At 70.1% G+C, this 14,048-nt stretch carries 11 protein-coding genes; 7 read left to right on the top strand and 4 right to left on the bottom strand.

Going from position 1 to position 14,048, the window contains the following annotated elements:
- The first annotated feature begins 13 nt into the window (after window positions 1-13).
- Both D4739_RS05080 and D4739_RS05075 read left to right on the top strand, forming a co-directional pair.
- Window positions 14-1,864 carry a DEAD/DEAH box helicase gene (locus D4739_RS05080; RefSeq protein ID WP_238473529.1) on the top strand — a complete coding sequence of 617 codons (1,851 nt, stop codon included), beginning with the start codon at window positions 14-16 and terminating at the stop codon, window positions 1,862-1,864.
- Window positions 1,865-2,082: 218 nt separating this feature from the next.
- Window positions 2,083-2,487: a DoxX family protein gene (locus D4739_RS05075; RefSeq protein ID WP_120059552.1), complete on the top strand. Its 405-nt coding sequence runs from the start codon at window positions 2,083-2,085 to the stop codon at window positions 2,485-2,487.
- 94 nt (window positions 2,488-2,581) lie between these two features.
- Here D4739_RS05075 and D4739_RS05070 read toward each other — a convergent pair whose 3' ends face one another.
- Window positions 2,582-4,261: an FAD-binding dehydrogenase gene (locus D4739_RS05070; RefSeq protein WP_120059551.1), complete on the bottom strand. Its 1,680-nt coding sequence runs from the start codon at window positions 4,259-4,261 to the stop codon at window positions 2,582-2,584.
- Between the two features lie 5 nt (window positions 4,262-4,266).
- Entirely contained in the window at window positions 4,267-5,091 is an 825-nt protein-coding gene (locus D4739_RS05065) for an alpha/beta fold hydrolase (protein ID WP_120059550.1), read from the bottom strand.
- 247 nt (window positions 5,092-5,338) lie between these two features.
- On the opposite strand from D4739_RS05065, the gene D4739_RS16820 reads away from it, so the two are divergent.
- On the top strand, window positions 5,339-5,479 hold the full coding sequence (locus D4739_RS16820; RefSeq protein WP_182920315.1) for a hypothetical protein: 141 nt from the start codon (window positions 5,339-5,341) through the stop codon (window positions 5,477-5,479).
- Between the two features lie 63 nt (window positions 5,480-5,542).
- On the opposite strand, the gene D4739_RS05060 is transcribed toward D4739_RS16820, so the two are convergent.
- Window positions 5,543-6,598, bottom strand: a complete 1,056-nt coding sequence (locus D4739_RS05060) for an endonuclease/exonuclease/phosphatase family protein (protein ID WP_120059549.1) — start codon at window positions 6,596-6,598, stop codon at window positions 5,543-5,545.
- A gap of 184 nt (window positions 6,599-6,782) precedes the next feature.
- Between D4739_RS05060 and D4739_RS05055 the strand changes: the two genes are divergently transcribed.
- A complete protein-coding gene (locus D4739_RS05055) occupies window positions 6,783-7,970 on the top strand; it encodes an MFS transporter (protein WP_120059548.1) in 1,188 nt (395 codons plus the stop codon).
- Between the two features lie 26 nt (window positions 7,971-7,996).
- Window positions 7,997-9,451: a glucose-6-phosphate dehydrogenase gene (gene zwf, locus D4739_RS05050; RefSeq protein ID WP_120059547.1), complete on the top strand. Its 1,455-nt coding sequence runs from the start codon at window positions 7,997-7,999 to the stop codon at window positions 9,449-9,451.
- Here the strand turns inward: zwf and D4739_RS05045 are convergent.
- Window positions 9,448-12,177 carry a helix-turn-helix transcriptional regulator gene (locus tag D4739_RS05045; protein WP_238473709.1) on the bottom strand — a complete coding sequence of 910 codons (2,730 nt, stop codon included), beginning with the start codon at window positions 12,175-12,177 and terminating at the stop codon, window positions 9,448-9,450. The genes zwf and D4739_RS05045 overlap by 4 nt on opposite strands.
- Before the next feature lie 132 nt (window positions 12,178-12,309).
- On the opposite strand from D4739_RS05045, the gene D4739_RS05040 reads away from it, so the two are divergent.
- Together D4739_RS05040 and D4739_RS17310 are read left to right on the top strand one after the other, a co-directional pair.
- Entirely contained in the window at window positions 12,310-13,236 is a 927-nt protein-coding gene (locus D4739_RS05040; RefSeq protein WP_238473528.1) for a diacylglycerol/lipid kinase family protein, read from the top strand.
- A 27-nt stretch (window positions 13,237-13,263) separates the two neighbouring features.
- Complete coding sequence (locus D4739_RS17310) at window positions 13,264-14,031, top strand: pirin family protein (RefSeq protein ID WP_274380467.1); 768 nt, start codon at window positions 13,264-13,266, stop codon at window positions 14,029-14,031.
- Window positions 14,032-14,048 lie beyond the last annotated feature (17 nt).

Genomic DNA, 14,048 nt, shown 5'->3' with positions numbered 1-14,048 from the left:
CTACCCTTGACCGGTGAGTGACCCTGTGAACGACCCTGCTTCCGCCGTCGAGAACGACGTCGTCGCGGCTCCTGAATCAATCAAGTTTGCCGACCTCGGCCTCGACGAGCGGGTGCTGAAGGCACTCAAGGACGTCGGCTACGAGACGCCTTCCCCCATCCAGGCGCAGACCATCCCGCCGCTGCTCGACGGACGCAACGTCCTCGGCATGGCGCAGACCGGCACGGGCAAGACCGCTGCCTTCGCGCTGCCCATCCTGTCCCAGCTCGACGTCTCCCAGAAGACGCCGCAGGCGCTCGTCCTGGCCCCGACCCGTGAGCTCGCGCTCCAGGTCTGCGAGGCGTTCGAGAAGTACGCCAGCGGCATCAAGGGCGTCCACGTCCTCCCCGTCTACGGCGGTCAGGCGTACGGCGTGCAGCTCTCGGCCCTGCGCCGCGGCGTACACATCGTCGTCGGCACCCCCGGCCGGATCATGGACCACCTGGAGAAGGGCACGCTCGACCTGAGCGAGCTGCGCTTCCTGGTGCTCGACGAGGCCGACGAGATGCTCAACATGGGCTTCGCGGAGGACGTCGAGACGATCCTCGCCGACACCCCGGACACCAAGCAGGTCGCGCTCTTCTCCGCGACGATGCCGAGCCAGATCCGGCGCCTGACGAAGAAGTACCTGAACGACCCGGTCGAGATCACGGTCAAGAACAAGACCGCGACCGCCACGAACATCACCCAGCGCTACCTGATGGTCTCGTTCCCGCAGAAGGTCGACGCCCTCACGCGCATCTTCGAGGTCGAGAACTTCGAGGCGATGATCGTCTTCGTCCGCACCAAGCAGGCCACCGAAGAGGTCGCCGAGAAGCTGCGTGCGCGCGGCTTCTCCGCCGCCGCGATCAACGGTGACGTCGCCCAGGCCCAGCGTGAGCGCACGGTCAACCAGCTGAAGTCGGGCAAGCTCGACATCCTGGTCGCCACCGACGTCGCCGCCCGCGGTCTCGACGTCGAGCGCATCTCCCACGTCGTCAACTTCGACATCCCGACCGACGCCGAGTCCTACGTGCACCGCATCGGTCGCACCGGCCGCGCCGGCCGCAGCGGCGACTCGATCTCCTTCGTGACCCCGCGTGAGCGTGGCCTGCTGAAGAGCATCGAGAAGCACACCCGCCAGCCGATGACGCTGATGAACCTCCCCAGCGTCGACGACATCAACGCGACCCGCCTGGCCCGTTTCGACGACGCCATCACCGCGGCGCTCGCCGGCCCGCAGGTCGAGACCTACCGCGACGTCATCGCGCACTACGTGAAGAACAACGACGTGCCCGAGGCCGACGTGGCCGCCGCCCTCGCCGTGGTGCTGCAGGGCGAGACCCCGCTGCTCCTCAGCGAGCGCGACATGCCTCGCGTGAACACGGTTTCTGCCGATCGCCCGGACCGGGGCGACCGGCCCGACCGTGGCGCGCGCGGTGAGTTCAGCTCGCGTCCCGAGCGTGAGAGCCGGGGTGGCAGCGGCGTCCCGCTCGCGACGTACCGGATCAACGTCGGCAAGCGCCACAAGGTCGAGCCGCGCCAGATCGTCGGCGCGCTCGCCAACGAGGGCGGCCTGCGTCGCAGCGACTTCGGCAAGATCCAGATCCGTCCGGACTTCTCGCTGGTCGAGCTGCCGGCGGAGCTGTCGTCCGAGACCTTCCGCCTGCTCGAGCAGACGCGCATCTCCGGCAAGCTGATCGAGCTGGCCAAGGACAAGGGCCCGGGCATCCGCAGCGCCGCTCCGAACCGCGGCTACGGCGACCGGCCGTCCGGTGGCGGCTACAAGGGCTCCAGCGACCGCGGTGGCTACCAGGGCGACCGCAAGCCCCGCCACAAGGACTGACCCACTTTTCCCGATAGTCCCCAACCACAGGCCCCCTATCCGTGCGGATAGGGATCCCCCGGTTGGGGACTATCGGCGATTTCGGGGGGGTTGTCGCGGGAGTCGGCGAGACGGACCTCACATATAGATGACTTGTCATTTAAATAGATGACGTGTCACGCTTATGGGGTAGGGCGGTCTTGTGGCCGCCAGTCAACTTCTCACCCGGAGGTAACCCCATGGACGTCGTCCTTCTCGTCGGCCGCATTCTCTTCGCCGTGCTCTTCATCCTTTCCGCGGTCGGCCACCTGACGCAGACCGAGTACATGGCCGGCTACGCCAAGTCGAAGGGCCTGCCGTTCGCGAAGCTCTCCGTCCTGGGCAGCGGCGTCGTGTTCCTGCTCGGCGGTCTCGCCATCGCCTTCGGCGTGTACGGCGACCTGGCGTCGCTCGTGATCGCCGCGGTCCTCGTGCCGACCGCGTTCGTCTTCCACACGTTCTGGAAGGAGACCGACGCGCAGGCCAAGTCGATGGCCCAGATCTCGTTCAACAAGGACATCGCCCTCGCTGGAGCGGCTCTCGCCCTGGCCTTCGCGTTCTCGGTCGCTCCTGCGCTCACCGTGACCGGCCCGCTCTTCAGCTGACCAGGTCGCACTTCGCGCGCGATTCGGGCACATGTTGTGCGGTGCTCCGCACTACATGTGCCCGTTTCACCGGTCGGCCGGTGAAACCGCAGGGTCAGAGGTCGGCGGCGAGGGCCAGACCGGCGGCCCGGCCGCTGAAGATGCAGCCGCCGAGGAACGTGCCCTCGAGCGCGTTGTAGCCGTGGACGCCGCCACCGCCGAAGCCGGCGGCCTCGCCCGCGGCGTACAGGCCCTGGATGATCGAGCCGTCGGGCCGGACCACCTCGGAGCCGAGCGTGGTCTGCAGGCCGCCGAGCGTCTTGCGGGACAGGATGTTGAGGCGTACGCCGATGAGCGGGCCGTGCTCGGGATCCAGGATCCGGTGCGGCTTCGCGACGCGCATCAGCTTGTCGGTGCGGGACTTGCGCGCGTTGTGGATCGCCATGACCTGGACGTCCTTGCTGAACTCGTTGCCGAGCTGCCGGTCGCGTGCCTCGATCTGCTGGCGCACGGTGGCGACGTCGAGCTGCGGACCGCGGGCCAGCTTGTTCATGCCGTCGATCAGCGTCTCGAGGGTTTCCGCGACGACGAAGTCCTCGCCGTACTTCTTGAACCGCTCGACCGGGGCGGGTGCGCCCTTGGCGAGCCGTGACTTGAGCAGGAAGCCGATGTCCTTGCCGGTCAGGTCGGGGTTCTGCTCGGAGCCCGACAGCGCGAACTCCTTCTCGATGATCGACTGGTTCAGGATGAACCAGGAGTAGTCATCGCCGGTGCTGAGGATCTGCTTCATGGAGCCGATCGAGTCCGCGCCGGGCACGCCGGACATGCCCGTCAGCCGCTTGCCGTTCGAGTCGAACCACATCGACGACGGGCCGGGCAGGATCCGGATTGCGTGGTCGGGCCAGACCGGGTCCCAGTTGTGGATGCCCTCGACGTAGGCCCACATGCGGTCGCGGTTGGCCAGGCGGGCGCCGTGCGACTCGGCGACGCCGAGCATCAGCCCGTCAACGTACGCCGGGACGCCGGCGATCATGTGCTTCGGCGCCGGACCGACGCGGTCGACCGGCCAGTTCTTCCGCATGAGGTCGAAGTTGTGGCCGATGCCGCCGGACGAGAGCACGACGGCCCGGGCGCGCAGCTCGAAGTCGCCCACCTCGGTGCGGGAGGACGCGCGGCCGCGCGGCACCTCGTCGGACTCCTCGAGGAGGTGACCCGTGACGCCGACGACGGCATCTCCCTCGACGACGAGGTCCTCCACGCGGTGCCGGAAGCCGAACTGCACGAGCCCCTCGCGCTCGGCGGCAAGGACCGGGTCGAGGAAGATCCGGACGACCTCGGGGCCGGTGCCCCAGGTGAGGTGGAACCGTGGCACCGAGTTGCCGTGGCCGGACGCCGAGCCGCTGCCCCGCTCGGCCCAGCCGACGAACGGAAGCGAGCGCAGGCCGAGTCCGCGGACGTAGTCACGCTTGCCCTCGGCTGCCCAGGTCACGTAGGCCTCCGCCCACTGCTGCGGCCAGAAGTCCTCGTCCTGGGGACCGTCGAGACGGTCGAAGGCTGCCGATCCCTGCCAGTCGGACCAGGCCAGCTCGAGGGAGTCCTTGATGCCCATGCGGCGCTGCTCGGGGCTGTCGACGAAGAACAGCCCGCCGAGCGACCACCAGGCCTGGCCGCCCAGGTTGTCGCGGTTCTCCTGGTCCAGGACGAGGACCTTGCGGCCCGCCTGGGTCAGCTCGTAGGTCGCGACCAGGCCGGCGAGGCCGGCACCAACGACAATGACATCCGGCTCGAAGCTCATGGAGGTCAGGCTACGTCGCTCGCAGGCTGCGCGGCAGCACCCGTGGTCTCGTTGATGACGGCGAAGATCTGGTCGGGGCAGTCGCCCATCGGGACGTGGCCGGCGCCGATCAGCTCGACGTAGCGCACCTGCGGCAGCAGCTTGCGCGCACGCTTCATCTCGCTCGGGAGCAGCAGCCGGTCGCGGGTGCCCCACGCGATGGTCACCGGCGCGCGCAGCGGACCGCGGAAGGGTCGGAACGCCGGCGTGATGCACCGCAGCATGGTCCGCTCGAAGCCCCGGGCGTTCTTCATCGCCAGCGCGTCGCCGTACGTCGACTCCGCGTCGTGGCGCTCGGGGTGCATGTAGAGCGGCCAGCCCAGGATCCGGCGGACCGAGGCTGAGCGCGTCACCAGTCGGAGGACCGGGCGAGGAGTCGCGAACGAGGCGATGCGCATGAGCGTCAGGGGGAAGGCAGCGACCAGCAGGTGGCTGAAGGTGAGGAACGAGGCCGGGCTCAGCGCGGTAGCGGAGGCCACGGTGCCGCGGCGGGCGAGCTCGAGCGAGACCGCGCCGCCGAGCGAGTTGCCGGCGATGTGCGGACGGGTGATGCCCCAGGCGGCGAAGTTGGCCTCGAGCTGGTCAGCCAGCGCGGCCACCGTGTGCGGAACGCCATCGGGCAGCGCGGGCGACTCGCCGAAGCCGGGAAGGTCGACCGCGATCACGTCGTAGCGCTCGGCGAGACGGTCGAAGACCGGGTACCACGCCTGGCGACGGTGGCCGATCCCGTGCACGAGAATCAGCGGCTCTCCGGATCCGGCACGGTGGTGCGCGAGCGACGAGAACGTCATGAGTGGTGCCTCCCTGGCGACCGCACGAGCGGCGACATGCCGCGTGCCGAGGACAAATGTGGCACACGGTGTTCCAGAAAACAGCGATGCGCCATGAAATGGGCCAAAGTGGAGGGGCTCGACCGTTCTTGAGGCGAAATCGCATCCTGGGTGGGGGAGATTTGCCAACTGATGCGCTAGAAGGCGTGTGTTCCTCGGAAATCCGTGTCATACTCAAAGTGAACAAACGGTGAACAGGAGGTGGCACATGAACGACAGCCACGCAAACGAGGAACACCTCGAGCTGGTCTGGAAGCGCAAGAAGGGCGCTGACGGTCGCAAGCGGCTCGTCGCCCAGTGGGTGGTCGTCCACCCTGGCGCGCCGGCGAGCAAGCACCACGCTGCCTGACCCGACCGCGCTTCGTCGACCCCGTCCTCCCCGAGGGCGGGGTCGATGTCATTTCCGCCGCGGTCAGCGTTGCTTGATCGGGATGCGCCGCTCGGGCACTGTCGCGGTTGCATGGACCAGCGGGTGGTCAGTGATGCGGCGCATCCACTTGCTCTCATCGATGGCGTAGCCCGAGAACGTCACCGAGTCGGATCCGAAGATCCAGTCGACGGGCATGCGCCCCGGAGGACGGCACGGCGCACCGGTGGAGCCACCGCTGGCGGACTTGAGGGTCGTGCCCTGCGTGAGCGGGCAGAAGTAGAGCTCGCGTTCGTTCATGTCGCCGGTGAAGAAGACGGGGAACCCGGTCTTCGCCAGCTCGTTCGCGAGGTTGATCTCGCGCCGGGTCGCCTCGCGCCGGTGCTGCGCCTGGGACGCGCCGTACTTGTGGGCGGGGTTGTGGAAGTTGGCCACCCAGATGCGCTGGCCGCTGGCGATGTGCTCCAGGAGCACGTAGGGCATGTTGCGCGCCCGCCCGAAGAAGTAGGGGATCGCCACGGTCTTGCGCTCCACCGCGCGAAACATCGAGGTGTCCCACGCCAGGGTGTTGTCGACGTCGAGGCGGTCGATCGCGGTCCCGGGCCAGCTGTCCCAGGTGCCGCCTGTGCGCGCCCGGAAGGCGAGGTACTGCGGCGTCTGCAGCTCCTGGAATCCGACGACGTCGATGCTCGCACCGCGGAGCGCGTCGACCGCCCAGCCCGTCCGCGTGCGGCTGTCGGCGTACGCCGCGCGGTCGCCACCGCGGACGGTGTGGCTGTTTCCGAGGACGTTGAAGGTGGCGATCTGGAACGCGAACGACGGCTGGACCCGGAAGAACTGCTTGGCCTTCAGGGTGGGGCGAGGGCCGAGCAGGGTCGGCCGGACGATGGCGGGCGCGGCGGGCGCGGCGGGCTCCGTGGGTCCGGTCTGGGTCGAGGCGGGCGCGCCGAAAGTCGTCTCGGTGACGGTCGCCGACGCTGCGTTCGACGGCGTCGAGTCGTCCTGGCGGGTCAGTCCGAAGCCGAGTGCCGCGATGACAGCAACGAGGGCGATCACGATCAGAGGGGCCAGGGTGATCAGCAGCTCGGGGGGTTTCCGCACGGACGAAGGATACGTGCGACAGCGCGATTGACGTGACGACCGCCACGTTCTAGGCTGGCTCTGCCCCTCTCGATTACCCCATGAGTCGAGAGGGGCTTCTTCATTTCCTGACCGGCTCCGCTCCGGGCTCCGGGCTCCGGAAAATGCGTGGCAACTGCAAGCGCTTGCCTGCGATCATGAGCCAGTGGGAATCGCGGCATACCGGGCAGTGCTCGGCACGGATCGGGTCCGCGCGGTGCTCCTCCTCGGTTTCGTGATCCGGGTCCCGCTGTGGGCCTCGATGATCGTGCTCACCCTGCACGTCGTGGGCGGGCTCGACCGGAGCTACTCCGAGGCGGGTCTGGTCACCACCCTGAGCACGATCGCGCTGGCCGTCGCCGGGCCCTGGCGGGGTCGGATGCTCGACCGGATCGGGCTACGGGCGACGGTCGCCCCGCAGCTCGTCGTACTCCTCGCGGTCTGGTCCGTCGCCCCCTTCGTCGAGTATGCGGTGCTGTTGCCGCTCGTGGTCGTCAGCGGGCTGGCGACCGTGCCCACCTTCTCGATCGTGCGGCAGTCGCTGATCGCGTCCGTGGACGACGAGCACCGCACCGCTGCACTCTCGCTCGATGCCCTCGCCACCGAGATCTCGTTCATGATCGGGCCGGTTCTCGGCGTCCTCGTGGCGACCTGGATCGGCACCGAGTGGTCCCTGCTCGGCTTCCAGATGGTCGGCGTGCTCGGGGGCGTGCTGCTCTTCGTGGTCAACCCGCCGCTCGTCGCGCCGGCCGCAGCGGGACTGGTGCCCGCGATCGGGCGCGTGCGCGGCTGGTGGAGCCCGACCGTCGTCGCGGTCCTGATCTGTGGTGCCGCAGCCACCATCGTCCTGACCGCGACCGACCTCGGCGTCGTCGCAGCCCTCCGAGCGATGGAGCATCCTTCCTCCATCGGGTGGGTGCTCGCCGTGTGGGGCCTCGGTTCGGCGATCGGCGCGCTGGTCTACGGCGCCATGCACCGGACGGTGTCGGTCTTCGTGCTGCTGGGCCTGCTTGCCGCGACCACTGTCCCGGTGGCCCTGGCCACGGACCGGTTGCAGCTCGCCGCCCTGCTGTTCGTCTGCGGGATCTTCTGCGCGCCGACCATCACCGCGACGGCCGACACCCTGAGCCGGATCGTTCCGGCGAGCGTCCTGGGTGAGGTCATGGGCTGGCACGGTGTCGCGTTCACCGTGGGGTCGGCGGTCGGTGCGCCCCTGGCCGGCATCGCGATCGACCACCGCGGCTGGCAGGGCGCCTTCGTGCTGGCCTCCCTGGTCGCGCTGGCCATGGCCGCGATCGGATGGCTCGCGGCAAGGCTGGAGCCCGAACCCCGGTGCCCGAACACTGGGCGGTAACAACCGCGGCGACTAGGGTTGCCGCCATGGCAGCCCACGCTGAAGGCACCCCCGGACCGCCCACCACCGTCGTGCTCTTCGGCGCGACCGGCGACCTGGCGCGACGCAAGCTCCTGCCCGGGCTGCTGCACCTGTGGCGCTCGGGCCTCCTGCCCGACCTGAAGGTCGTCGGCACCGCCCTTCACGACCACGACCGCGACTCGTTCGTCGAGATGGCGCGCGCGGCCATCGAGGAATTCAGTGACGACGCGGCGGACAAGAAGGAGTTCAACGAGTTCGCCAAGCACCTCTTCTGGGCGGACTCCGGGGTCGATGAGCTCAAGGCAGGGGTGGCCGAGGCCGAGGAAGGTCTCGACCAGCCCCGGCAGCGACTGCACTACCTGTCGGTGCCGCCGAAAGCCGCGCTCGCCGTCGTCGAGACGCTGCGTGATGCCGAGCTGGTCGAGGGCAGCCGGATCATCATGGAGAAGCCGTTCGGCACCGACCTCGAGAGCGCCCGGGCACTGAACGCCTCGATCCACGAGGTCTTCGACGAGACCCAGATCTTCCGCATCGACCACTTCCTCGGCAAGGAGGCGGCGCTCAACATCCTGGCGCTGCGCTTCGCCAACGGTCTCTTCGAGCCGATCTGGCACCGCAACTTCATCGACCACGTCCAGATCGACATCCCCGAGGCGCTCGGGCTCGAGGGCCGGGCCGGCTTCTACGAGGGCACCGGCGCCTACCGCGACATGGTGGTCACCCACCTCTTCCAGGTGATGGCGTTCGCCGCGATGGAGGTGCCGACCGCCCTCGACCCGCAGTCGATCACCGAGGAGAAGAACAAGGTCTTCCGGTCGATGCTGCCGCTGGACCCGCACAACGTCGTACGCGGTCAGTACGACGGCTACCGCGCCGAGCCTGGCGTGGCACCCGAGTCCGAGACCGAGACCTTCATCGCGCTCAAGTGTTTCATCGACAACTGGCGCTGGGCGGACGTGCCGTTCTACCTGCGCACGGGCAAGAAGCTCGCCGAGGGCCAGCGGATCATCTCGATCGCTTTCAAGGAGCCTCCGAAGTCGATGTTCCCCGAGGGTTCCGGCATCGGCGACGACGGCCCCGACCACCTGACCTTCGACCTGTCGGACAAGTCGAAGATGTCGCTGTCGTTCTACGGCAAGCGCCCGGGTCCCGGGTTCCGGCTGCAGAAGCTCTCGATGCAGTTCGCCATGGAGGACACCGACTGGGCGGGCTCGATCCTGGAAGCCTACGAGCGGCTGATCCTCGAGGCGGTCAAGGGCAACCACACGCTGTTCACCACGGCCGACGGCGTCGAGCGGCTCTGGGAGATCTCGCAGCCCCTGCTCGACAACCCGCCGCCGGTGCGCCGCTACTCGCCCGGCTCGTGGGGCCCCAACCAGATCCACGCGCTGATCGCGCCGTTCGCCTGGCGGCTGCCGTTCGAGCGCAAGTGGCGGCCCACCCAGGCCGACAACGGCTAGTCCGACAGCAGCGCTGGCAGCCGCGTGCGGCTCCGGATGCCGAGCTTGCGGTAGACGTTGGACAGGTGCCACTCGACCGCCTTCACGGTCACGAAGAGCTCCTGGGCGATCTGCCGGTTGCTGCGCCCGGTCGCAGCCAGGTTGGCCACGCGCCGCTCGGACGGGGTGAGCAGGGCAAGAGCATCCGCGTCGGTGCGGTGAGGCACCTCGCCGACGCGAGCGAGCAGCCGCTGCACCCGCTCCGCGAGCGGCCGGAGCTCGTGGCCCTGCGCCCAGGTCTCTGCCCGGCGCAGCAGCGCGACCGCCTCGACGGTCGACGGTGGACCCTCGAGCAGGATCAGCATGCCGGCGAGGTCCGTGGCCACCTGGGCCTCGAGGCGCCCGGCCGGCACACCGGCGAGGTGGCCCAGCGCCCGGCGCAACATCCGGACCCGGTCGCAGGTCGGGTCGACGGCCGCGACCGTGCGCAGCGCCTGCGCTGTCGTGTACGCCGCGCCGAACGCCTCGGCGCGCACCAGGTTCTCCTGCGCCAGCGCTGCGGCCTCGCGGCCCTCGCCGAGCCGGATCAGGGCCAGCGCCCGGCCGGCGCGCCAGGGGAGCACCGCCGGGTTGTCCATCCGTTCGGCAACCAGTCGGCCCACCTCGGCGTACAGCCGCGCAGCGGTCTCGTGATCGCCGTGCGCCTCGGCGAGGTCGGCGAGCGCGGAGCTGGCGAACGCGCCGGAGATCCCGCGCGTGTGGGCGAACGACTCGAGGCTGCCACGGTGCTGGATCGCGCGGTCGAGCTCGCCGCGCGCGATACGGCACTCGACGAGGTTGGCCAGCAGCATCGCGAGCCCGGCGTTCCAGCCGTGGGCGCGTTGCTCGAGAGCCGACTCGAGGTCGGCGGTCGCCTCGACGGCGAGCCCCATCCGGGCCCGGACCAGGCCGCGGCAGGCGGCCGCGTTGGCGAAGTGGAGCACGGAGCCGCGGGTGCGCGCGGTCTCGAGTGCGGTGTCGAGCAGGCTGTCGGCCTCATGGAGCGCTGACGACCAGGCCAGCGAGCAGGCGACCATGAAGACGGCTGTCCCGTCGACCGTCTCCGCGTCGAGCAGGGCGCCCTCGCCAGCCGCCCGCATCGCCAGCGTGCGGACCTCCGCCGAGGGCTGGCACGACACGACGCCGACGGCGGCCGAGGCGGCGAGCGCGAGCCGGTCCTCGCTGGTGGTCGCTTCGTCCGGCTGGCCGAGCACCCGGTCGCACTGCTGCCGGAGCTCCGCGGCCGGCATGCCCGTGAGGATTCCCGCGAAGACCATGCGGCTGGCCAGGCGCTGGGCACCCGGGCTGGTCGCGGGGCCTGCGTCGGGCAGCGATCCGAACGCGCGCTGCGCCTGGTTGTGCCGCCCGGCCATCAGCAGTGCGTCGCCCGAGGAGGAGCGCAGGGACGCGATGACGTCCGGGTCGTCGGTGAGCGACGACGCGCGCTCCCACGAGGCGAGGGCGGCGTCGATCTCGCCCAGGCCGGTCAGCGCAATGGCGTGCCGGGACAGCAGCGGGATCTCGTTGGCGGTGACCGGCCCCTCGGCGAGCGCGCGCTCGAGATAGCGGTGGGCGCGCTCGGGTGCTCCGGCCGCCAACGCGTGGCGGCCCTGCTCGGCAAGCCGGGCGCGTACGTCGGGATCGCTGCCCGGCGTGGTCAGCAGCAGGTGGCCGGCCACGATGATCCGGGCGGCGCCGTGACGCCGGAGGACCGCGGCTGCCCGCCGGTGCAGGTCTGCGGTCTCGGTGGCGGTCATCCCGGCGAGCAGGGCCTCGCCGACCAGCGGGTGACGGGGGTGCAGGTGCCCTCCGTCGCGCGTGACGAGCTGCGCTGCGGTGAGCAGTCCCAGGTCGTGCGCAACGGCGTCGGGCGCCATGAGGTTCAGCTCGGCGACGGTCGCGATCGACGCCTCGCTGCCGAGGACGGCCACCGCATGTGCGGTGGCCAGCGCAGTCGGGGAGAGCCTCGCGAGCCTTCCGGCGATCGACCCGACGAGTGACTCGGGGATGTCGACGCCGCCGCCTGCGATCACCTCGTTGACGAAGAGAGGTACGCCGCCGGTCGCCGTGTGGATCGCTGCAGCCAGACCGATGTCCCCGCCCTGCGCCTCGATCACGGCCGCGACGCCCGATGGCGAGAGCGCGGCGGGCGTGATCACGTCACTCACCTCGCGGATCCGGGCCAGCTCCTCCGGTTCGGCGCTCAGCTCGCCGCTGCGCACGGCGTACACGAAGAGGCAGGGCAGCTGTTCCAGGGCCGGCGCGAGGAGGTCGAGGACCTGGAGGGAGCCGGAGTCAGCCCACTGGAGGTCGTCCACCGTCACCAGCAGCGGCCGCTCGGCGGTGAGCTCCTCAATGACCCAGCGTGCGCCGTAGACGAGGTCGCCGAGCTGCCTGGTTCCTCCGTCGACCACCTCGGCGAGCGCCTGGCCGGGTCCGTCGAAGGGATGCACGCCCAGCCCTGCACGGTGTGCAAGCAGGCCGAACCAGTCACGAAGTACTCCGAACCCGATGCTCGGGCTCATGGGGCTGCACCGCGCGTCCAGGGTTCTCCACCCGGCCTGCGCGGCCATTTCACGGGCTTGCCAGAGCATCCTGGACTTACCCATCCCAGCGGGCGCGTCGAACGCCACCAAGCCCCCGCGGCCAACACCGGCGCGGTCAATGAGCTTGCCGAGAATAGCCAACTCCGCGTCCCGCTCCACCATGCGGGACTGCATCCTTCGACGTTACGACCGTGTTGCTTGGCCTGTCTCAACAATGTCCGAAATGTGTGACTACTGGGGCAAAAGTAGTCCTCTGCGGCGCGAATCGGCCCGGATCGCGGCATGCTGTCGTCCGTGACTGCGTACTCCTTCCTCGTCAATCCGCGTGCAGGTGGCGCCGGACGGGGTCGCGGACGAGGTGGTGGACGCGAGCTTGCCGAGGTGATTGCCCAGATCCTGAGGGCCGGCGGTCACGCCGCCGAGGTCCACCTCTCCTCGGGAGTGGAGGCCAGCGCCGCACTGGTCGCGGCGACCGTTGCCCGCGGCGACGTGGTCGTATCGGTCGGTGGTGACGGCACCCTTGCCTCGCTCGCAGGCCTGGTGTCCAGGTGCGGCGGCACCCTGGGGGTGGTCCCGACGGGGCGCGGCAACGACTTCGCGCGGATGCTGGCGCTGCCATCCGACGCACACGGGCTGGCGACGGTGCTCGCCGCCGGCGCCGTGCGCAGCCTGGACCTGATCTCGTGCACCGTCGGCGACCGGCCGCGCCAGCTCGTCGCAGGCTCGGTCTACTCGGGCGTCGACGCCATCGCCGCCGAGATGGTCGAGCGGATGCGGTGGACACCCCGCGCGCTGCAGTACCAGGTCGCCGCGGTGCGCTCGCTCGCGTCCTACACCCCCACGCGGGTCCGCGTGAGCATCGACGGCGAGGTGCTCACGGCCGACGCGGCCACCGTCGTCGTGGCCAACTCGGCGTACTACGGCGCCGGCATGAAGATCGCGCCTGATGCCTCGCTCACCGATGGCCTGCTCGACGTCGTGGTCATCGCTGCCGGATCGCGTGGCCGACTGATCCGCGCCATGCCGAAGGTGTACGACGGCCGGCACGTCGCCCTCGACGAGGTCACCGTCCTGCGCGGCCGGGTCATCGAGATCAGCGGGGTGCCGTCGGTGCCGATGGGTGGCGACGGCGAACCGCTCGGCCGTCTGCCCGGCCTGACGGATCCGCCGGCGCGGATCGAGGTCGTCCCCGGCGCACTCCGGGTGCTGCTGCCGGTCTGAGCGCCGGCGTGCGGGGAGAATGGAGACATGAGCATCGAGGTGCGCCGTGCGGGCGAACGGTTCGTCACCGTCGAGCAGGGCCGGGTGACCCGGCACTCGTTCTCCTTCGGCCCGCACTACGACCCGGCCAACCTCGGCTTCGGCCTGCTGGTCAGCCACAACGACGACCTGCTGCAGCCGGGTGCGGGCTATCCCGATCACCCGCACCAGGAGATGGAGATCGTGACCTGGGTGCTGTCGGGAGCGCTGGCGCACTCGGACTCCTCGGGCCGTGCTGGCGTGATCGTGCCGGGTCAGCTCCAGGTCATGTCGGCGGGCACGGGCATCGTGCACGCAGAGAGGGCGGAGCCCGGCGCGGGTGTCACCCGCTTCGTGCAGACCTGGGTGCGGCCGGACTCGTGGGGCGCTGCTCCGCGCTATGCGGCGGCCGACGTGTCGCCGGGGCCGGGCTGGACGGCGGTCGCGGCCGGCGCGGGTGGCGGTGATGCGGGTGGCGGTGGTGCGGGTGGCGGTGATGCGCTGCCGATCGGCAGCCGGGGCGCCACGCTCTGGGTCGCCGACGTCGTGCCGGGCGCGCCGCTCGTGGTTCCCGACGTGCCGCACGCTCACCTGTTCGTGGCGACGGGCGCGGTGTTGCTCGATGTCGAGTCCCGTCCTGATGCTTCCCGTCCGCTCGCGGTCGGCACCGACGGGGGGCTGCGTCTCGGCGAGGGCGACGCGGTCCGGCTGGCGGGCCGAGGGCTCGACATGACGGTGATCGAGCCGGGGCAGCTGATGCTCTGGACCTTCGCCTGAGGCCCGCAACGACGGCA

Origin of the sequence: Nocardioides cavernaquae (assembly GCF_003600895.1) — a bacterium.
Lineage (GTDB): Bacteria > Actinomycetota > Actinomycetes > Propionibacteriales > Nocardioidaceae > Nocardioides > Nocardioides cavernaquae.
Note: the sequence above shows the minus strand (reverse complement) of the source record. Positions and strands in the feature narration are given on the sequence as shown.